Below are 20,400 nucleotides of genomic sequence, written 5' to 3'. Positions count from 1 at the left end.
AGATGACCCCCTACGACCTCACCAAGGGGCGCATCACCTACCGCATGAAGTAAGGGCCAAGGCCCGCTTCGCGCCAGACGGAAACGGCAGCCGCGAGGCTGCCGTTTCGCATTCCAGGCCCGGGCGCCGGCCGTCCTCACTCCACGGTGGCGGGGAGCAGCTTCTCCGGCTCGGCGAAGGCCTCGACGGTGAGCTGGCCATCGGCCACGCCCACGGTCACCCGGCCACCATTGACCAGCTTGCCGAACAGCAGCTCGTCGGCGAGCGGGCGCTTGATCTCCTCCTGGATGAGCCGGGCCATCGGCCGCGCGCCGTAGAGCCTGTCATAGCCGCGCTCGGTGAGCCAAGCCTTCGCCTCATCGGAAAGGCCGATGTGGACATCGCGGTCAGCGAGCTGGAGCTCAAGCTCGAGGATGAACTTGTCGACAACGCGGGCGACCACCTCGGGCGGGAGATAGTCGAAGGCAACAATGGCATCCAGCCGGTTGCGGAACTCGGGTGAGAACATCCGCTTGATGGCCTCCTCATCCTCGCCCTCGCGGGTGGTGGCACCGAAGCCGATGGCTTCGCGGGCCATGTCAGCGGCACCCGCATTGGTCGTCATGATGAGGATGACGTTCCGAAAGTCGACCGTCTTGCCGTGATGGTCGGTCAGCTTGCCAGCGTCCATCACTTGGAGAAGGATGTTGTAGAGGTCGGGGTGGGCCTTTTCGATTTCGTCGAGGAGGAGGACACAATGCGGGTTCTGGTCGACCGCATCAGTCAAGAGACCGCCCTGGTCGAACCCGACATAGCCCGGCGGCGCTCCGATGAGGCGGCTGACCGAGTGCCGCTCCATATATTCTGACATGTCGAAGCGATGGAGCGGGATGCCGAGAAGGGCGGCGAGCTGGCGCGCGACTTCAGTCTTGCCCACACCCGTTGGCCCGGAGAAGAGGTAGGAGCCAATCGGCTTGTTGGGGTCGCGCAGGCCCGCGCGCGAGAGCTTGATGGCCGAGGCGAGCTTCGTGATCGCCGCGTCCTGGCCGAAGACGACGCGCTTCAGGTCTGTCTCGAGCGTGTGGAGCAGCTTCTTGTCGTCGGTTGAGACCGACTTGGGCGGGATCCGGGCCATGGTCGCGACAACTGCCTCGATCTCCTTCACTCCGATGACGCGCTTGCGCTTGGCTTCAGGCACAAGCATCTGCGCTGAGCCCGACTCGTCGATGACATCAATTGCCTTGTCGGGAAGCTTGCGGTCGTTGATGTAGCGTGCCGAAAGCTCGACTGCCGACTTGATGGCGTCGGGCGTATAGCGGACCTTGTGATGCTTCTCAAAAGCGGCCTTGAGGCCAGAGAGGATCTTGACCGTGTCTTCAACCGAGGGCTCGTTCACATCGATCTTCTGGAACCGCCGCAACAGCGCCCGGTCCTTTTCGAAATGGTTGCGAAACTCCTTGTAAGTCGTCGAGCCGATACAGCGGATGGTGCCGCCTGAGAGCGCTGGCTTCAAGAGGTTGGAAGCATCCATGGCGCCACCCGAGGTGGCGCCGGCGCCAATCACGGTGTGAATTTCGTCAATAAAGAGGATGGCGTGGGGCAGCTTCTCGAGCTCGGCCACCACATTCTTGAGCCGCTCCTCGAAATCGCCACGGTAGCGGGTGCCTGCCAAGAGCGCTCCCATGTCGAGCGCATAGATGACCGCCGGCCGCAGCACGTCGGGCACATCGCCCTCGACAATCTTGCGTGCGAGCCCCTCGGCGATCGCAGTCTTGCCAACGCCGGGATCGCCGACATACAGTGGATTGTTCTTGGAACGGCGGCAGAGGATCTGAATGGTGCGGTCCACTTCCGCCTCGCGGCCGATGAGCGGGTCGATTCGGCCAGACCTCGCCTTCTCGTTCAGGTTTACGGTGAACTGCTTCAGCGCGGACTCGGACTGCTTGCGGCCGTCCTGCTTCTTCTCCTCCCGCTGGGACTCCTCTTCCGCCCCGCGCGGGGTCTTCGGCTCCGACATGCCGGGCGCCTTGGCGATGCCGTGGCTGATGTAGGAGACAGCGTCGAGCCGGGTCATGTCCTGCTGCTGGAGGAAATAGACCGCGTGGCTCTCGCGTTCGGAGAAGAGGGCAACCAGCACATTGGCACCCGTGACTTCCTCGCGGCCAGATGACTGGACATGAAGGATGGCGCGCTGGACGACTCGCTGGAAGCCGGCGGTTGGGGAGGGATCAACGCTCGAATCGGCCCGGAGCGAGCCTAGTTCGGTATCGAGATAGCGGGTCACCTGGGCGGAGAGCTCGTCGAGATCGACCCCGCAGGCCTTCATGACGACCGAGGCATGCGTGTCGGTCGTGAGCGCAAGAAGCAGATGCTCAAGCGTTGCATATTCGTGGCGTCTGCGGCTGGCCTCTGCGAGCGCGTTGTGAAGAGTGGTCTCGAGATCGCGGGAGAAGGAGGGCATGCGGGTCTCCAGCTGGCCACCGGGGTGACCCCGGCAGATTACGGCCAGAATGTCACCTTGCTTGAGCGAAAGTGCAAGGGGGTGCGCACGGCCGCGGCATTGGAACAGGGTACGGAGGAGCACGGGATGCGACCAAAAGCCGGGCGCCAGAGACCCTCCAGCTCCAACGCCCGGCCGCACTGCCACCTGCCATGATCCTGGACCCTGGTGCGACCCCAAGGCGACAACCAAATGTAAAGTGCACCGTCCGCGCCCGGAAATCAATCAGGGCTTCACCGAACGCTCTCCTGGTTTGGGCCCCAGGGGCGTCGTCATCGAACGGTCGTCCGGCAAGGCGCGCAGCGAAAGGGGCGGGAGCGGGCAACGGATGGGCGCGTGCAAGCTGACGACATGGCACCATGGGCCGACCGGCGAGCCACTGCCTTGGACCAGGGTGGCAGTGAAGCTGCAGCAGACGAGCCGCCCGTCCCGGGCAATTCGTGGCCAGTTTCCATGCGGTTTTGCCAAGGCACCGCGTTTGCGGGACCTAATCTTGGGGGCGGAACTTCGCTGTCTGACTGATGACCAAGGGCGAGGCCGAAGCAGCTCGAGCCCCCAATCCAGCTCGCCTTCCACTGAGTTTCGAGACAAGCATGCCGATGGCCCCAAAAGTGCGGATGGCGCTCTTCTTCTGGAAGGCAGCAGGCGAGGGGACCCCCCAAAGAAAACGGGCGCCCCGCCATCCGGCGGGACGCCCGTCTCTGAACGCCTGAAGGCTCAGGCCGGCAGCGGTACCAGCCGGCGGCGCATGGCCGCACCCACAAGGCCAAAACCAGCGATCATCATCGCCCAGGTGGCCGGCTCAGGGATTGGTGTTCCCGTGATCGTCTTGAAATAGCCAACCGTGTGGTTGTCGCTCTCATAGCCGCCCACCGGCGGGTTTTCGAAGACCAAGATGCGATCGATCGTAAGACCGCCAGTGAAATAGAAGTTCACGAACGCATAGGGCTCCCTGCAGTTTCCATCAGGGAAAGCTCCGGTCGGATTGCAGAAATAGGCGGGCTTGCTTCCGATGGCAGCAAGCACGGCTGCTGGCGTGAAGCTGTAGACGAGATCGGCGCCCTTGTAGAACTGGACGTTGTTGCCGCCGTCGAGCGCCGAGAGCCAGTAGCCGAAATAGTTCACGCCTTCCGGACGGCTGGTCGAAAGGAGGATCTCATAGCCGGTCGAGCTGAAGGTCACGGCATATTTGCCGGTTCCGCCTGCCCCGCCGAAGACGTCGACGTCGTTGATCTGGACATTGCGATACTCGCCGGTGATCTCGCTGCCGCCGAAGTCAGTCGTGAAGCTGAGGCCAGTGCCGGTCGGCCGCGAGTCAAAGGTTTCCACCCCGACGAAATCGAAGGTGGCTGTCGTGTTCTGCACGCCCGGCGCCTCATAGGTGATGATGACGACCGCACCTGCTGGTGCCGCAAGCGCGAACGCAGCGGCCGCGGAGATAAGAGCTCGCATGATTAACCCCCGATCAAGGTTGGACGAAACGCCAGAAACTGGCCGGTGGGCGTTAACCAGCGACGGTTACAGCGTCAAGGCGGAACACGGTTAACGGCGCAGCGCGCCAAGGGATGTGCGACAAAAAGGTCGTGACCGGCCGGGCTGGGCGAAGGAATGGCCGGGCACCGCTGGGATGGGCGCTACGGATGCCGCGGCCCATGCCATCTGGGAAGAGGCGCCGGCTCGGGCCCCGCTGCAGCCTCGGTGCTTGCTCCGTTCCTAGAGGGGCTTGATGGCGCTGAACGGCGTGTCCTTGTCGCCGCGCAGATCACCAGGGAGCCCCAGCACGCGCTCGGCGATGATGTTGCGCAAGATCTCGTCGGTCCCGCCAGCGATCCGCAGACCTGCTGACCACATGTAGCTCGCCTGCAGTTTCTCAAGATCCGAGCCGGGCGTGACGGAAAGTCCCGACCCCTCCGCGAGATCGAGCGCGAAGGCGGCCATGTCCTGCATGGTCTTGGCAACGACCACCTTCGCGATCGACTGCTCGGGGCCGGGGATGGCGCCTTTCGAGAGTGCCGAGAGCGCCCGCATTTGGGTGAGCTTCACGCCCTCGTCGGCGATGTAGGTGTCCGCGATCCGCTGGCGCACATCGGCGCGTTCAAGCGCGGGCCCTGTGTCGGTCTCGATCGTCTTTGCCACCTCGATGAGGGTTTTGTAGCCGGGGGCATGGCGCGGCTTGCCGCCGACGGCGAGGCGCTCGTGCATGAGGGTCGTGAGTGCGACCTTCCAGCCATCGCCCTCCGCGCCCAGGCGATGGGCATCCGGGATTCGGACATCAGTGAAAAAGACCTCGTTGAAGTCGCTGCTGCCCGACATCTGCCGGATCGGCCGGACCTCCACTCCGGGTGCCTTCATGTCGACGATGAACATGGTAAGGCCCTTGTGCTTGGGCGCATTGAAATCGGTGCGAGTGACGAGGATCCCGAAATCGGAGCGGTGGGCAAAGCTGGTCCAGACCTTCTGGCCGTTGACGATCCATGAGTCCCCGTCCCTGACTGCCCGGGTGCGGATTGAGGCGAGATCGGAGCCGGCGACCGGTTCAGAGAAGAGCTGGCACCAGACTTCCTCGCCACGCAGCGCTTTTCCCACATAGCGAGCGATGAGCTCGGGCGTGCCGTGGGTGAAAACGGTCGGGATGCACATGCCAAGGCCTATCGAATAAAGGCCGGTTGGCACATAGGTCCGGCTCTCTTCCTGGTTGAAGATGATCTGGTGCATGGGGCTGAGGCCCTGGCCACCCACCTCCTTCGGCCAGGTGAGCCCGACATAGCCGGCATCATGCTTTTTCGCCTGCCAAGCCTTGGAGCGGGCGACAAACTCGTCAAGGCCCCACGGCTTTTCTGGTGGTGCGAGATATTCGCTCGCATTGGCTTCGATCCAGGCGCGCACTTGCGCGCGATATTCGGCTTCGGCGGGGGTGTCGTTGAAGTCCATCGCGTGCGTCTCCCTATGCTGCCGCCCGGTTCCGGAGTTCGAGGGCCCTGACAAGTCGGTCGGCCCAGTGGGCCCGGTTGCCGAGCGCAGCCGAGAGTTGCCGAGCGCGGCGATAGTAAAGCTGGCAGTCATGCTCCCATGTGAAGCCGATGCCGCCATGCAGCTGCACCGACTCCTCCGCTGCAAAGCGCAGCGCATCAAGCGCGGCAATGCGCGCTGCTGCCGCAGCCTGGGCGAGCTCCGGCGCGTTTGCAGCCCATGCCCAGCAGCCGTGCAGGGCGTGTGCGCGCGCAAGTTCTCCCTTGATATACATGTCAGCGAGCTTGTGCTTGACGGCCTGATAGCGACCGATGCGGAGACCGAAGGCGGAACGCTCCTTGGCGTAGGCAAGCGTCATCGCCATGGCTGCGGCCGCCGTTCCGAGTGCTTCCCAGGCGTGGAGCACCGCGAGGCGCTCGCAGACTGTCGCCCAGTCGCCAGCGGAGCCGAGCGGCTCGGCCACAGCGCTTTCAAATGTGAGCGAGGCCGAGCGGCGGACGAGATCGAGCGTTTCGGTGGGGGCGATCGTCACGCCCTTTGCCTCCAGGGCGACAAGCGCCATCGCCGGCCCATCAGCGCTTGCAACCGTCACCACCGCAACCGTCGCAGCAAGCCCATCGGCAACCGGCGTCTTGTGGCCTGAGACCCTGCCGCCTTCAAGATATGTCTGCGGCAGCTGGGCCGGCGACTTCGTGCCTTCCGACCAGGCAAGGCAGCCGATCGCCTCGCCGCTTGCGAGTTTCGGCAGCCAGTGGGCCTGCTGCGCCTCGTTGCCAGCAACAAGCAAGGCTTCAATGACGGCCATGGTCGAGAGCAGCGGCACGGGAGCAAGGCTCCGCCCCACTTCCTCGGCGAGCACGCAGGCCTCGTCGGTGCCGAGTCCGAGCCCGCCGAGAGCTTCGGGCACGCGTGCTGCTGGCCAGCCCTGCGCCACCACCTTCGCCCAGAGGGCGGAATCATAGGCAGCATCACTCTCCATGGCACGGCGTGCGACTGCCGGCCCGGCTTCGGCTTCAAGGAACTTGCGCGCTGCCTCGCTGAGCGTCTTGGCATCATCCGAAAGGTCGAAATCCATGGATCCTCCTCGATGCCCCTGGCCTAGGAGCCGGCGCCCCTGCTCTGCCCCTCCCGCTAATAGGAGGAATCAGCCCGATCGCGGCCGTTCGCGATACCATTTGGTGATAATGTATTTGACGCCTCGGTAAACCTTCATTCCGGCGTGGAGTGTGGCGTAATTGGGCCGGCCCATGGCATCGAGGTTGGACCAGGCGAGAAGCTTGCCGGGCTCGGGACGGATGGTCTTGTTGATAATCTTGAAGCGTGTTGCACCGCCTTCCTCGGGGACATTGAGATAGACCATAAGAGTCCAAGTACGCTGGCCGCGGATGGCGCAGTAGCGATGATAGTCAGGCCCTCCGGGTTCGAAATAGTCGGTGTGGAACTTGAATTCCTGGCCGACGGCGTAGCGCTGGCCCTGCAGTGGCTCGCCCAATGATGCTGGCTGGCCGGCGTAGGAATCGAGCCGGGCATTGACGGCATCGACCAGGGGGTCGCCCTCGGCAAGGTCACAGGTCTCAGAAGTGCGGGCGAAAGGGTCGCCATTGAAGTCCGCAATGGTCGAGGGCCGCCGGCTCGCCTCGATGCGTGCAATGAGCCCGGCGCAAGTTTCCGGATCGAGGAAATCGCGGCGGATATAGAGGGTGAGCCGCCGGTCGGGCACTTTCTGCGCCCCGGCGAAGGGCTCAGTCTCCGCCCCCACCGTCGCCACCACCGCCATCGCCCCAGCCGCCGCTCGCCCCGCCGCCGCCGAAACTCCCGCCGCCGGGGGTGAAGCTACTTCCCCGGTCCCCGCTGCTTCCATCACCGCCGCCTCCATCCCCGCCAACCGTGTTTCTTCGCTCTTGGCCTCGGGTCCGTTGCCGCCACAAGGCGATGGACACAACAAGGAGGGGAAGGCCGATCCCGATGACAAAGAAACCGAAGGGGAGCGTGCTGACCCCGATCAAGACAGCCACCAGCCCAAAGGCGAGGAAAACGGCTGCCGTGTCGGAGACGATGATCCGCCGCTCTGCCATGCCCGACCCATAGCAGGCTGGCGCGGCTGCGTCAGCCTGAGCGACTGGGCGAAATGGTCAGGCCGCAGCGCGGGTCGCGTCGGCTTCCCATTGTGCCCAGAGCTCGGCGCGGCGGACTGCGACCTTCGCTTCGGCCTCGGCCTTGACGGGGCCGAAGCCGCGGACGTCGAGCGGGAGGCGCGCGATCTCGGCGGCAAGCCCGAGCCGCGCGGCCGTCAGCCCGGCCAGCAGCCGCTCGACTTCCGCCTCATAGGCCGGGATGGCTTCGCGCTCGGCCAGCCGCTCGGGGTTGCGGCCGAACGGGTCGAGCACGGTGCCCCTGAGCGGCTTCAGCGCCCTGAGAAGCCGGAACATCGGCAGCGCCAGCCAGCCGGGGAAGGCGTATTTCTTCGGCCGCCCGGTCGCCGGATCGGTCCGGGCGAGGAGCGGTGGCGAAAGATGGAAAGTCAAGGATTGCCGCTCGGCGAAGGTGCCGGCGAGCAGCGGTTCGAGGTGCGCGAGATGGAGCCGGGCAACCTCATATTCATCCTTGTAGGCCATGAGCTTGTGGGCCGAGCGCATCACCGCCTCGGTGAGCGCGGTCGAGCCCGGCGCAACCGCGGTCTCGGCCGCGCGCACCCGCGAAACGAGGGCGCGGTAGCGATCCGCATAGGCGGCATTGCCCCAGGCCGTGAGCTCGCTTGCCCGCAGCGCGATCGCCTCGTCGAGCGTGAGGGGGGCGGCCTCGGGTGCGAGCATCGCCTCCACTTTTTCGGGGGCGTGCGCGAGCAGCCGGCCAAGCGAAAGCGCCTGCCGGTTGAAGCTGACCGCCACGCCATTCAATTCGATTGCCTTCTCAATTGCTGCGAGCGGCAGCGGCACCAGCCCCTTTTGCATGGCAAAGCCGAGGAGAAGAATATTGGCGGCGATCGCGTCTCCCAGGAGGGCAGTTGCAATCCGCTCGGCGGCGACGAAATGAGCGGCCCTCGTGCTGCGCTCGATCTGCCGGCGCACAAGGCCCGCCCTGAAATCGAGGTCGCGGTTTTTGACGAACTCGGCAGTGGGCGCGATATCAGCGTTTGCTACCGCATGGGTTCGTGCAGTCGAGAGCATGTCGGCCGCAGCCTTGTCGGCGGCGACGACCGAATCGCAGGCGATCAGCAAGTCAGCGCCGCCAGTCATGATCCGCGGCGAACGAAGGGCATCGTTGGAAGCCGCGATCCGGACCGCGCTCCATACCGCGCCGCCCTTCTGCGCCAGGCCCGCCATGTCGGCTGTGGTCGAGGCGAGCCCGGCGATGTGGGCGGCCATTCCCAGCAGCGCCGAGACGGTGAGCACACCGGTGCCGCCGATCCCGGTGACCAGGATCGAATGGTCGTGGCCGAGCGGGGCCGGCACCGGATCGGGGATGTCGTCGAGCGGCAGCGCCTTCGAGTCGGGCTTCCGGAGCTTGCCCCCTGTCACCGAGACGAAGCTCGGGCAGAAGCCCTTCACGCAGGAGAAGTCCTTGTTGCAGCTCGACTGGTTGATCCGGCGCTTGCGGCCGAACTCGGTCTCGAGCGGCTCGACCGAGACGCAGTTGGATTGCACCGAGCAGTCCCCGCAGCCCTCGCACACGGCGGGATTGATGACGACCCGGCGGTCCGGGTCCGCCATGAGGCCGCGCTTGCGCCGCCGCCGCTTCTCGGCAGCGCACGTCTGGTCGTAGATGATGACAGTGGTGCCGGGTGTCGCACGGAATTCCTTCGAAATGAGCTCAAGCTCCGAGCGGTCGAGCACCCGCACCTCGGCCGGCAGGTCGATGTCGCGATATCGGTTGACGTCTTCCGTCAGCACCGCGACTTTTGCCGCACCTTCGGCGAGAACTTGGCGGGCGATCATCGGCACCGTGAGACCGCCCTCCACTGGCTGGCCGCCGGTCATGGCGACCGCATCATTATAGAGGATTTTGTAGGTGATGTTGACCTTGGCCGAAATCGCCTGGCGGATGGCAAGCAGGCCCGAGTGCTCATAGGTGCCATCACCCAGGTTGGCGAAGACATGGGGCTCGGTCACGAACGGCGCTTCGCCGACCCAGGTCACGCCCTCGCCGCCCATCTGGGTGAAGGTCTGGGCCCGGTCCATCCACAAGGCCATGATGTGGCAGCCGATGCCAGCAAGCGCACGGCTGCCTTCCGGCACTTTTGTCGATGTGTTGTGCGGGCAGCCAGAGCAGAACCAGGGCGAGCGCTTCAAGGGCGCCGAAAATGTCTTTGCCAGCGCCTCACGGCGCGCGAAGTAAGCGAGTGCTTCCTTCACTCGGTCGGTTGCATGGAAGCGGCTGATGCGCGCAGCAATCACATGGGCGATCATGCCAGGAGTCAGTTCATTATCGGGCGAGAGCAGCCATTCGCCGGCCTCGTCGTGCTTGCCCACCACCACCGGGCGGACATCGGGCTTCCAGTTGTAGAGCTGCCATTTCAGCTGGTGCTCGATGAACTCGCGCTTTTCCTCAATAACGAGGATTTCCTCGAGCCCTTGCGCAAAGGCGCGCACGCCATCGGGCTCGAGCGGCCAGGGCATGCCGACCTTGTAGATCCGAAGCCCAATGTCGCGGGCGACGGCCTCGTCGATCCCGAGTGCGTGGAGCGCTTCCAGAGTGTCGGTGAAGGCCTTGCCGGTGGTCAGAATCCCAAAGCGCGGCCGCGGCGTGTCCCAAACCAGCCGGTCGATGCCGTTGGCGCGAGCAAAGGCCTGGGCAGCAAAGCCCTTGAAGCGCTGGAGCCGGGTGTCCTCCTCGCGCCAGATATCGTTGGGGCGGATATGGACACCGCCTTCGGGGAAGGCGAAGTCGGGGATGATGATCTGGCGCTTCTCGGAGGCGGTGTCGACCGTTGCCGATGTCTCGACGGTGTCGGCGGTTGCCTTGAAGCCGACCCAGGTGCCGGCAAAGCGGCTCATGGCAATTCCGAGGAGCCCATATTCGACGATCTCGTGCACGGACGAAGGCGCAAGGAAGGGCACGAAGGCGGCCGAGAAATTATGGTCTGACTGGTGCGGCAGCGTCGAAGACTTGGCGCCATGGTCGTCACCGACAATGGCGAGAACCCCGCCGTGGCGCGAAGTGCCAGCGGCGTTGGCGTGCTTCATCACGTCCATCGCCCGGTCGAGCCCGGGCCCCTTGCCATACCAGATGCCAAAGACGCCATCATGCTTCGCCCGGGCGTTGAGCGCTGCCATCTGCGCACCCCAAACGGCCGTGGCCCCGAGCTCCTCATTGATGCCGGGCACAAAGACGATGTTGCTTGCCGCGAGCTCCTTCTTCGCCCGCCACAGCTCCTGGTCGAACCCGCCCAGCGGCGAGCCGCGGTAGCCGGAGATAAAGCCGGCGGTGTCGAGCCCGGCGGCGGCGTCGCGCGCGCGCTGGACGAGTGCAAGCCGGACGAGCGCCTGGGTGCCCGAGAGGAAGACTCGGTCCACCCCGAGATCGTAGCGGTCAGCGAGGCGGACCTCGCGAAGCATGGCGGCTGACACATTCGCTGTGGACACATTCATGGCGGCGAGTCTCCCGATTGGTCAGTCATACTGTCCTTTCTCGTCAGTTTCAAGGTGGCATTCCGCGCCCGCTTGCCTCGCTGCACCCGTTGCGTTAGGCGCGCGCTTCGCTTGTTCGGGGCGCGGCTCCCTGGCGGGTGTGGCGGAACTGGCAGACGCGCCGGATTTAGGTTCCGGTGTCCCTGACGTGGGGGTTCGAATCCCTCCACCCGCACCACGCCCCAGCACCCCGGACCGACAGATGACCAAGAGGGCCCAGTCCATGCATATCACCGAAACCCTGAACGAGGGCCTGAAGCGCGGTTTCTCGCTCCGTATTCCTGCCGCGGACATCGACGCGCGAGTGGAGCGCGCCATTGCCGAAGTGGCGCCTCGGGTCCGGATGCCCGGCTTCCGCCCCGGCAAGGTCCCCGGCAACCTCATCCGCAGAATGCATGGGGCTGCGCTCCGCCAGGATGCCATACGCGAAGCTCTCGACGAGGGCGTGAAGTCGCTTATCGGCGAGCGGCAGCTTCGCCCGGCGATGCAGCCCTCGGTCGATATCGGCGCGCTTCCGGCCGAAGGCGAGGACCTTGTTGTTGCCGTCGAGATGGAAGTGTTGCCCGACGTGCCAGAGGTGGCAACCGAGGGGATCGCGCTCGAGCGGCTGGTGGTCGAGGCGGACGATGCTGCGATCGAGGCGGCGCTCCTGCGTCTGGCCGAGCAGCAGAAGCGCTTCATCGAGGCGAAGAAGGGGCATGAAGCGCGGGTCGGCGACCTGGTCGTCATGGACTTTATCGGCACTGTTGATGGCGTGCCGTTCGAGGGCGGCTCGGGGACAGGCATGGAAGTCGAGCTCGGCTCCGGCCGCCTGATTCCCGGCTTCGAGGACCAGCTCGAGGGCGCCGAGGCGGGCGACAAGCGCACCGTCAAGCTCACCATTCCCTCCGACTATCCGGCGGCAGCGATTGCCGGGAAGGATGCCGAGTTCGCAGTCACTGTGACCGCCGTGCGCGTGCCCGAAGTGCCGGCGGTCGACGAAGAGCTCGCAAAGAACCTCGGGCTCGACAGCCTGGAGGCGCTACGCGAGATCCTCAAAGACCAAGTGCAACGTGAGCTCGATGGGCTCACCCGCACCTACATGAAGCGCAAGCTGCTCGATCATCTGGCAGGGGAGGTGGATTTCGAAGTGCCGCCAGCCATGGTCGATGCCGAGTTCCAGACCATCTGGGCCCAGCTGACCGAAGGCATGTCGGATGAGGAGAAGGCGAGTGCCGAGGCCGATCGCGCCGACTATCTGCGGATCGCAACGCGCCGGGTCCGGCTCGGGCTCCTCCTCTCCGACATCGGCCAGAAGGCGGGAGTCGCTGTGACCAACGCTGAGATGAGCCGGCTTGTCGCCGAGGAGGCTGCGCGCTACCCCGGCCAGGAAGCCGAGGTCCGGAAATATTTCGCCGACAACCCGATGGCGGCAGCGCAGCTGCGGGCGCCGCTGTTCGAAGAGAAAGTGGTCGATCACTTGCTGGCCAAGGCGCGCATCACGGAGCGCCGCGTGACGAGGGCCGAGCTTGAAGCTGCGATCGAGAGCGAAGATGAGACTCCAATCGCACGCAAGGTCGCAGACAGCCAGCCAAGCCATGACCGTGACGACACGGCTACAGCCAAGCCGAGGCGGACAACAAAGGCCAAGGCTGCGGCGGCGGCAAGTCCTTTAGCGGACGAGCCGGCCAAGACCCCGCGGAAGCCAGCGCGGACGCGTGCCGACAAGGGAAAGGCGGGGCAGGCGGAGGGTTGAGTGGGCTTGCCCCGGCCGGCCTAGAAACTCGCGCCGATGGAGAAGATGAAGCCTCCCGAGGCGTAGCTGTTGGCGCCGTCCCGGTCGGGCAGGTTGTTCCCCGAATAGGCGAAACCGATGGTCACGGGCTCAAACCCGATGACCGAGCCGGAGATGTCGACTCCGAAAAGCCAGTCGATCTTCGAGGTCTTCGCGCCTGTGAGGTCAATGACCACCGCCCCGCGTTCCGAGCCGACCGTGCCCTTGATGGTAATCGGCGTGTCGGGGATTTGGAAGGCAGCGGTGCCGAACAGGTAGCGGTTGGAACGGCTGAGATTGCCCTGATCGGGTGCCCAGTTGAGCCCGCCGGTCAAGGTCAGTGTCCCGATCGTGTAGCCGACCGTGCCGTAGAGCTCGAAATAGTTGAGACCCTTTGCGCCGGGGTAGAGATAGGCGAGCAGTCCACCAGTTACGTTGAGGCCGAGGAGCGAGCCAGTCCAGCCGCCATAGACATCGACCTCCGTGGTGGAGCCGCCGAAGGTTGCACAATTGACCGAGTCGCAGACGAGCGTTCCGCCCACCTCGGCGATCGAGGAGGCCCAGGTGCCGATGAAAAGGCCGGATTTGTGGTTGAGATTGAGGCTGCCCTGAATCGCCCAGTCCTTGTTAGAGAGCGAATAGCCCCGCCAGCGATAGTCGGAAACGAGCGTGGCCGAGCCGGACAGCGTGAGCGCCTTTTCCGCTTCCGCATCCTGCGCGTGCGCCGGCACGGCAAGCGCCACAAGCGCGGCAAGACCGTAGATTCCAAAACCCCCGAAGCGCGATGTCGTCATGATGAACTCCCAGCGTGGCGGCAGGGCCGCCTGTTTCTCTGCTCGCCGGGAGGCCCTCGGGCCCAGAGTGCCGGGGCGTGTTGCGCCCTCTTGAACGCAACAATGCCAAGCGATTGTGCGCTGCACAAGACCGATTCGGTGCGAAGCCGGGCTTTGCGGGCAGGAAGCTGGCGCCTGTGGCAGGCTGGCCACAGCACCGCGCCGGCCGCCCCGTTCCCCTGCTGTTCCGCAAAGGCGATTCCCTTTGCCGCGCGCCGCCGCTACGGTCGCCGGCAATGACCGACCTGTTCACTGCGGGCGGGCGCGAACCGTCTGGCTATGATGCCCACCAGATCGAGGTGCTCGAGGGGTTGGAGCCGGTGCGCCGGCGCCCGGGCATGTATGTCGGCGGAACCGATGCGCGGGCGCTCCACCATCTTGCCGCCGAAGTGCTCGACAACGCGATGGACGAGGCGGTGGCGGGCCATGCCACGCGGATCGAGGTCGCCCTGGAGGCGGACGGGACACTGGCGATTGCCGACAATGGCCGCGGCATCCCGGTCGATCCGCATCCGCGCTTTCCCGACCGCTCGGCGCTCGAGGTCATCATGACCATGCTCCACTCGGGCGGCAAATTCTCTGGCAAGGCCTATGCAACCGCCGGCGGCCTTCACGGGGTCGGAATCTCGGTTGTCAACGCGCTCTCGGAATCGCTCGAGGTCGAGGTGGCCCGCAACCGAACCCTCTATCGCCAGCGTTACGCCCGAGGTGTGCCGCTTGGCCCCCTCGAGGAAGTCGGGCCGGCCCCGTCGCGCCGCGGCACCACGGTCAGGTTCCGGCCAGACCCGGAGATCTTCGGCGCGGGCGTCCGGTTCGCGCCCGAGCGGCTGTGGCGGCTGGCGCGCTCCAAGGCCTATCTGTTCGGTGGAGTCGAGATCCGCTGGCGCTGCGCACCCAGCCTCGTCTCGGACAAGGTGCCGCAAGCGCAGACCTTCCTCTTCCCTGGCGGCCTTGCCGACCATCTCGCTGAAGCCGTCGAGGGCGAGGCGACCGTCACCAACGCCCCGTTTGCCGGGCGGGTCGCCTTCCCCGACGGGGCAGGTCAGGTCGAATGGGCAGTCCACTGGACAGTTGCCGGCGACGGCCAGGCAAGCTGGTATTGCAACACCATCCCGACACCCGATGGCGGCACCCACGAGGCCGGGTTCCGCGCTGCCGTCCTGAAGTCATTGAAGGCCTTCGCTGCCCTGACCGGCCAGAAGAAGGCGGCGGAGATGACTGCGGACGATGCCCTTTCCGGCGCCATTGTCATGCTCTCGCTCTTCATCCGCGAGCCGCAGTTCCAGTCCCAGACCAAGGACCGCCTGACCTCGCCTGATGCCGCGCGGCTCGTTGAAGGCGCGATCCGTGACATGCTGGATCACTGGCTCACGCAAGACCAGGAGCGCGGCAGAGCACTTCTCGCCCATGCGCTCGATCGCATGGAGGAGCGGCTCGCCCGCCGCCAGGCGCGCGAGGTCTCGCGCAAGACGGCAGTCCAGCGCCGCGCGCTCCGGCTTCCTGGCAAGCTCACCGACTGTGTCCGCCAAGAAGCAGCTGGCACCGAACTCTTTATCGTTGAAGGCGATTCCGCCGGCGGCTCGGCCAAGCAGGCGCGCGACCGCCAGACCCAGGCCATTCTCCCCATTCGCGGCAAGATCCTGAACGTTGCAGCAGCAGCAGCAGCCAAGGTGCGCGAAAATCAGGAATTGGCTGACCTTGCACTCGCGCTCGGCTGCGGCACGAGGGACCGATTCGATATCGCTCAGCTCCGCTATGAGCGCGTCATCATCATGACCGACGCCGACGTTGATGGCGCCCATATCGCAACGCTTCTGATGACCTTCTTCTTCCGCGAGATGCCTGGACTTGTGACTTCTGGCCGGCTCTTCCTTGCTCAGCCGCCGCTCTTCCGCCTGACTTCCGGCAGCGACAGCGTCTATGCGCGGGACGAGGCCGAGCGTGACGCGCTGCTCGCTGGTCGTTTCAAGGGGCGCAAGGTTGAAGTTGGCCGGTTCAAGGGTCTGGGGGAGATGCTGCCCTCCCAGCTCAGGGAAACCACCATGGACCCGGCCAAGCGCACCCTCATCCGGGTGACCCTGCCACCCACCCATCAGCAGCAGCATGGGGTGCGCGCGCTGGTGGAGCGGCTGATGGGCCGCATTGCCGAGCACCGCTTCGCCTTCATCCAGGCGCATGCCGCAAGCATCGGCGCCGATGCGATCGACGCCTGAGGCAATTCGAGCCAAGTCCTTCCCCTCCAGACAAGCTCTTCCACCGCCCGCTCCACTCGGGCATGATGACCGCCATGACCCGGGCCTTGCTCTTGCTGCTGGCGCTGCTTCCGGCCGAGGCGCTCGCCTCGGCGCGCGCGGAGACAGCGCTTGCGGCTTATCTGCGGGGGCGAGTGGCAGCAGGAGAGGACGATATCGGCCGCGCCGCAGCGAGCTTCGGCCTTGCGCTTGCGACGGAGCGAACCGTGCCCGAGCTGCGGCAGAATGCGTTCGAGACGGCGCTCGTTGCTGGTGACATGAAGACGATGGCACGTCTGGCCGAGGAGCTCGCCTTTACGGCACCGGTGCAGGCAAGCCCGTCGCGCTTCGGTTTTGGCCCGGCCATCGCTGCGCTTGCCCGCGCAAGCGTCGCAGCCGCCGCCCGCGACTGGCGTGGCTTCGACAGCGCTCGCGCTGGCTTTCGCGATGTGCCAACTGGCGGCACGCCGGTCATCTCGATTTTGCTCGATGCTTGGAGTCGCGCTGCGCGCGGGCAGTGGAATGATGCTCTGGCATTGCTCCGTGCCGAAGAGTCCAATCCGCTCGCCCGCTCCTATTTCCTCGAGCACCGCGCCCATATTCTTGCGCTCGCCCGCCGATGGGGCGAAGCGGCTGACGCCTATGGCCAGATTGTCGCGGCCGAGGGCGCCAATGTGCCGAGGCTGCGGCTGCAGGCGGCAGCGGTTGCGCTTGAGGCTGCACGGGCTGAACCTGCGCATGCCGCCGCCTGGCGCGAGAAGGCCATTTTGCTGCTGGCTGGCGGTCCGCCTGGCGATCCGTTGCTGGCCGACGCGCGCGCCCGGCTCGCCGCGACACCCGGGCTCGACGGGCGCCGGCTCGGGGGCCTGGTGCAGTCCCCCGGCGAGGGCCTTGCGCTCATGTTCGTGCGCCTGGCCGTCGATGCCAGTCGCGAGCGGCCGCAGCCGGTCTCGATTGCCTTCGGCCGTCTTGCCACCTTGGTTGCACCGCAGATGCCCGAGGCTTGGCTCGTCACTGGCGACATGCTCAGCCGCCAGGGCCTGGGGCCCCTTGCACTTTCGGCCTTCGAGCGGGTGGGGCCTGGCCCCTATGCTCGGGCTGCGCGCGTCCGGCGTGGGCAGGTCCTGGTCGAATCTGGGGATCGGGCCGGCGCTCTTGCCGTGTTCTCTGCGCTTGCCAGCGAGCCGGGGGCGAGTTTTGAAGACTGGGTGCGGGTGAGCGACGTCCAGCGCCAGATGAAGGACTTTGCTGCCGCTGCGCAAAGTCTCAGCCGCGCGATTGCGCTTCTGCCTGACCCGAAGTCGCCGGAGACGGCCTGGGTTTGGTTCCTGCGCGGCACGGCGTATGAGCAGGGCGGGGACTGGACTGCTGCTGAGCCTGATCTGCGGCGCGCCGTCGAGCTCCAGGGCGAGAACGCCATCTTCCTCAACTACCTTGGCTATTCTTTGCTCGACCGGAACCTGAACCTCGACGAGGCCGACCTCCTCATCGCCCGTGCCTTCAAGGCTGCGCCCGACAATGGTGCCATCATCGACTCCATGGGCTGGTCGAAGTTTGTGCGCGGTCACTATGCCGAGGCCGTCGAGCTGCTCGAGCAGGCCCGCGCCGCCGAGCCCGCTGACCCGACAGTTGCCGATCATCTCGGCGACGCCTTGTGGCGCGTTGGCCGCAGAATCGAAGCGCGCCATGCTTGGGCGTCCGCACTTACGCTCGAGCCAGAGGACAAGCTGAAGGAGTCGATCGAGCGCAAGCTCGCCGTCGGGCTCGACCTCGCCGTGGCCGACCGCGCGCTGGCGCGGCGCTGAGCGCTGGTGCTGGTCGAGGCCGCGCCTGCCAAGGTCAATCTTGCGCTCCATGTCCGTGCCCGCCTGGCAGATGGCTATCACGCGCTCGAAACCCTGTTCGCCTTCACTCGCTTCGGCGACACCCTCATGGCCCGGCCTGCCGCCGACTGGGCGCTTGAAGTCGTCGGCGAAACTGCCTCTGCCGTGGGACCGGAGGCCGACAACCTCGTGTTGCGGGCCGCGCGCGCCTTTGCCGAGGCAACGGGCAGCCGGGCGCGGTTCCGCTTTCGTCTTGAGAAGCGGATTCCTGTTGCAGCCGGGCTCGGCGGCGGCAGTGCTGATGCGGCGGCAACGCTTCGCCTGCTCGACCGGGCGACGGGAACCGGCCTGGGGCCTGCCGGCCTCCTTGCGCTTGCTGCTCAGCTCGGTGCCGATGTGCCGGCCTGTCTTGCCTGCGTGACGGCCCGCGGCGAGGGCCGTGGCGAGCGCCTCGCGCCCGCTCGACCGCGTGCCGGAACGCCCATCCTGCTCGTGAACCCAGGTGTGCCAGTGGCGACGGGGCCCGTGTTTCAGGCCTGGGACGGCGTGGACCGCGGGCCGCTCGGTGACGACCCGGCGGCTGGCCGCAACGATCTCGAGGCGCCGGCCATCGCCCTGCAACCGGTCATCGCCGACGTGCTCGCCTGGCTCCGCACCCTGCCCGGCGCGAGCCTTGTGCGGATGAGCGGCTCGGGGGCCACCTGCCTGGCGCTCGGCGTCCGCGCAGCACGGGTCCCGAAGGGCTGGTGGGGGGTGGCGACCGAACTTGTCGAAGGGCCGCCGGAACTCGCCACCTAATCGGCCGCGAGCGCGTCTGTTACCCGCGTTGCTGCCTGCCACAGCCGGCTGCGGGCGGAAGCGTCAAGCAGTTCCTCTGCCAGCCGGTCCGCTGCAGCGCGATCGTCAGCAGCGGCAGTGGCAAGCAGCCCAAGGAGGACGGACTCATCAGGTGAAAGCGTTGCCGCACAAGGCGGGAAGACCAGCATCGGCTCCGGCCAGAGCGAGACGGCCAGATCCATGAAGGCGGCAAAGGCAGGCACTGCTGGCCCGAGGATCGGCGCGACCGTGGGCCGGGGGTTGGCACGGCGGCAGGCCAAGAGCACCCACAAGCGCAGTGCCCGGGTGAGGCGGCCGTGGGCGGTGATATCCGGGTGGACAGGTGGGGCTGCGAATCGGCTGAGCACGGGGCAATCTCCTCGGCTCTGGCCTTTATTGAGAACGCTTCTCATTTACAAGCCCTCTTCCGCAGCGCGTTCCGCGTTTGGACTTCGATCAGATAATGCCATGCTGTCCGCCCCGACCGCGCTCCCCTCGCAAGCGCAAAGGCGAGGGCATCAGCCTCGTCGAGCGCGAGACCCTCGGCAGCGAGATAGCCCCTGCACATGGAAAGATATTGCTCCTGGCTCGCCGCGTGAAAGCCGAGAACGAGGCCAAAGCGGTCTGTGAGTGCTACGGCATCCTCCTCGGCATCGCGGGCATGCCGGGCTGCTGGCTCGCCTTCGCGGCGGTGCAGGTGACGATGGTTGGAGGTGACAGCGAGCCGGACTTGCGCCGGCCGCGCCGCCACCCCGCCATCGAGCAGCGAGCGGAGCGCCCGGGCCCTTTCGTCGAGCGTCTCGAAGGCGATGTCATCGACAAAGACCAGGAACGGCCCGGGCGCTGCCGCAAGCCTTGCGAACAGTGCTGGAAGCGTTGAGAGCGCGGTTGCCGGAGTTTCGACCAGCGCAAGCCCGGCATCGGCCGCGAGAGCGCGGACCAGCGCCGACTTGCCCATGCCGCGCGCGCCCCACAGCAGCATGTCGTGCGCTGGGCCACCGCCCTTGAGGCTGCGGAGATTGCGCGCGATTGCGGCAAGCTGTGCGTCAACGCCGACAAACCGCTCGAGCGGCACGTTCGCGGCCGGCGCGACCGCCAGCAGATGTCGCCCATCCCAGCGCATGGCAGCAGCTCTGGCAGGGTCGGCTTCTTCCACGGCAGGTGGCGCCAGCCGCTCCAGTGCCGCGGCGATCCGCACCAGCAGCGCAGCCTCCGGAGCATGGTCGTTGCCGGGGGTCATTGGCGCTTCCCTTTTGAAAATCCCGAAAGGCCAGTGTAAGGCCCGCACTTTCCCATCCGTGAAGAGAGCTTCATGTTCGCATCTCCTGCCTTTGCGCAAGCCGCAGCGGGCCCCGCCGGGGGCGCGGGCGCCTTCCTCATCCAGGTCGTCCCCCTCGTCCTCCTGTTCGTCATCTTCTGGTTCCTCATCATCCGCCCCCAGCAGAAGCGCATGAAGGAACACCGGGACATGGTCGCTGCCGTCAAGCGGGGGGACGAGGTGGTGACCGGTGGCGGCCTCATCGGCAAGGTCACCAAGGTGACCGACAGCGATGTCGAGGTCGAGCTTGCCCCCAATGTCCGCGTGCGCGCGGTCAAGTCCACGCTCTCCTCGGTCACGCCGAAGGCCGCGCCTGCCGCTGCCAATGATCCGAAGGCCTCGTAGCAGCTCATGCTCGAATTCTCCCGCCCGCAGGTGCTTGGCATCCTTGGGCTCCTTCTGGCTGGCTTCCTCTTCGCGCTGCCCAATTTCCTGCCGGCAAGCGTCGTTGCGCAATTTCCCTCCTGGGTGCCAGGCGGCCAGCTCAACCTTGGGCTCGATCTGCGCGGCGGCTCGCACATCCTGCTTGAGGCCGACCCCAATGATGTCC

The 20,400-nt window shown here is 66.1% G+C and carries 15 protein-coding genes, 1 tRNA gene and 1 pseudogene; 7 read left to right on the top strand and 10 right to left on the bottom strand.

Translation table 11 applies throughout. The annotated features are described in order from the left end of the window. Window positions 1-136 precede the first annotated feature (136 nt). The 7 genes from clpA to ACWIQA_RS07555 all read right to left on the bottom strand — a co-directional run bounded on the left by clpA (window position 137) and on the right by ACWIQA_RS07555 (window position 11,037). Window positions 137-2,440 (bottom strand): ATP-dependent Clp protease ATP-binding subunit ClpA, encoded by a 2,304-nt coding sequence (gene clpA, locus ACWIQA_RS07585; RefSeq protein ID WP_448582464.1) that lies wholly within the window; start codon window positions 2,438-2,440, stop codon window positions 137-139. A gap of 756 nt (window positions 2,441-3,196) precedes the next feature. After that, window positions 3,197-3,931, bottom strand: a complete 735-nt coding sequence (locus tag ACWIQA_RS07580; protein ID WP_448582463.1) for an Npun_F0296 family exosortase-dependent surface protein — start codon at window positions 3,929-3,931, stop codon at window positions 3,197-3,199. 261 nt (window positions 3,932-4,192) lie between these two features. After that, the gene (locus tag ACWIQA_RS07575; RefSeq protein WP_448582462.1) at window positions 4,193-5,410 is read right to left on the bottom strand and encodes an acyl-CoA dehydrogenase family protein; all 1,218 of its coding nucleotides are present in this window, start codon (window positions 5,408-5,410) and stop codon (window positions 4,193-4,195) included. 13 nt (window positions 5,411-5,423) lie between these two features. Then, complete coding sequence (locus ACWIQA_RS07570; RefSeq protein WP_448582461.1) at window positions 5,424-6,524, bottom strand: acyl-CoA dehydrogenase family protein; 1,101 nt, start codon at window positions 6,522-6,524, stop codon at window positions 5,424-5,426. 69 nt (window positions 6,525-6,593) lie between these two features. Beyond that, window positions 6,594-7,226 (bottom strand): prolyl hydroxylase family protein, encoded by a 633-nt coding sequence (locus ACWIQA_RS07565; RefSeq protein ID WP_448582460.1) that lies wholly within the window; start codon window positions 7,224-7,226, stop codon window positions 6,594-6,596. After that, the gene (locus tag ACWIQA_RS07560; protein WP_448582459.1) at window positions 7,192-7,524 is read right to left on the bottom strand and encodes a hypothetical protein; all 333 of its coding nucleotides are present in this window, start codon (window positions 7,522-7,524) and stop codon (window positions 7,192-7,194) included. Before ACWIQA_RS07560 ends, ACWIQA_RS07565 begins: the two co-directional genes overlap by 35 nt. A gap of 57 nt (window positions 7,525-7,581) precedes the next feature. Next, complete coding sequence (locus tag ACWIQA_RS07555) at window positions 7,582-11,037, bottom strand: indolepyruvate ferredoxin oxidoreductase family protein (RefSeq protein WP_448582458.1); 3,456 nt, start codon at window positions 11,035-11,037, stop codon at window positions 7,582-7,584. 133 nt (window positions 11,038-11,170) lie between these two features. Here ACWIQA_RS07555 and ACWIQA_RS07550 point away from each other — a divergent pair. Together ACWIQA_RS07550 and tig are read left to right on the top strand one after the other, a co-directional pair. Continuing rightward, a tRNA-Leu gene (locus tag ACWIQA_RS07550) sits at window positions 11,171-11,254 on the top strand. Window positions 11,255-11,278: 24 nt separating this feature from the next. Next, a complete protein-coding gene (gene tig / locus ACWIQA_RS07545; RefSeq protein WP_448582457.1) occupies window positions 11,279-12,811 on the top strand; it encodes a trigger factor in 1,533 nt (510 codons plus the stop codon). A 20-nt stretch (window positions 12,812-12,831) separates the two neighbouring features. Here tig and ACWIQA_RS07540 read toward each other — a convergent pair whose 3' ends face one another. Next, entirely contained in the window at window positions 12,832-13,623 is a 792-nt protein-coding gene (locus ACWIQA_RS07540; protein ID WP_448582456.1) for a TorF family putative porin, read from the bottom strand. Window positions 13,624-13,898: 275 nt separating this feature from the next. Here ACWIQA_RS07540 and parE point away from each other — a divergent pair, with 275 nt between their 5' ends. The 3 genes from parE to ACWIQA_RS07525 all read left to right on the top strand — a co-directional run bounded on the left by parE (window position 13,899) and on the right by ACWIQA_RS07525 (window position 18,514). After that, window positions 13,899-15,875, top strand: coding sequence for a DNA topoisomerase IV subunit B (parE, locus tag ACWIQA_RS07535; protein ID WP_448582455.1), 1,977 nt, complete (start codon window positions 13,899-13,901; stop codon window positions 15,873-15,875). A 74-nt stretch (window positions 15,876-15,949) separates the two neighbouring features. After that, window positions 15,950-17,698, top strand: coding sequence for a tetratricopeptide repeat protein (locus ACWIQA_RS07530; protein ID WP_448582454.1), 1,749 nt, complete (start codon window positions 15,950-15,952; stop codon window positions 17,696-17,698). A gap of 6 nt (window positions 17,699-17,704) precedes the next feature. Continuing rightward, on the top strand, window positions 17,705-18,514 hold the full coding sequence (locus ACWIQA_RS07525) for a 4-(cytidine 5'-diphospho)-2-C-methyl-D-erythritol kinase (RefSeq protein ID WP_448582453.1): 810 nt from the start codon (window positions 17,705-17,707) through the stop codon (window positions 18,512-18,514). Here ACWIQA_RS07525 and ACWIQA_RS07520 read toward each other — a convergent pair. Then, window positions 18,511-18,900 carry a hypothetical protein gene (locus tag ACWIQA_RS07520; RefSeq protein ID WP_448582452.1) on the bottom strand — a complete coding sequence of 130 codons (390 nt, stop codon included), beginning with the start codon at window positions 18,898-18,900 and terminating at the stop codon, window positions 18,511-18,513. The two genes, ACWIQA_RS07525 and ACWIQA_RS07520, sit on opposite strands and share 4 nt — an antisense overlap. Window positions 18,901-18,941: 41 nt before the next feature. Continuing rightward, window positions 18,942-19,772, bottom strand: coding sequence for a DUF815 domain-containing protein (locus ACWIQA_RS07515; protein ID WP_448582451.1), 831 nt, complete (start codon window positions 19,770-19,772; stop codon window positions 18,942-18,944). 72 nt (window positions 19,773-19,844) lie between these two features. Between ACWIQA_RS07515 and yajC the strand changes: the two genes are divergently transcribed. Next, on the top strand, window positions 19,845-20,195 hold the full coding sequence (gene yajC / locus ACWIQA_RS07510) for a preprotein translocase subunit YajC (protein ID WP_448582450.1): 351 nt from the start codon (window positions 19,845-19,847) through the stop codon (window positions 20,193-20,195). A 6-nt stretch (window positions 20,196-20,201) separates the two neighbouring features. After that, a pseudogene (locus ACWIQA_RS07505) lies at window positions 20,202-20,400 on the top strand (protein translocase subunit SecD); the annotation flags it as partial.

This window comes from Thermaurantiacus sp., assembly GCF_053487655.1.
The sequence above is the reverse complement of the archived record's forward strand: the minus strand, read 5'-3'. Positions and strand labels throughout refer to the sequence as shown.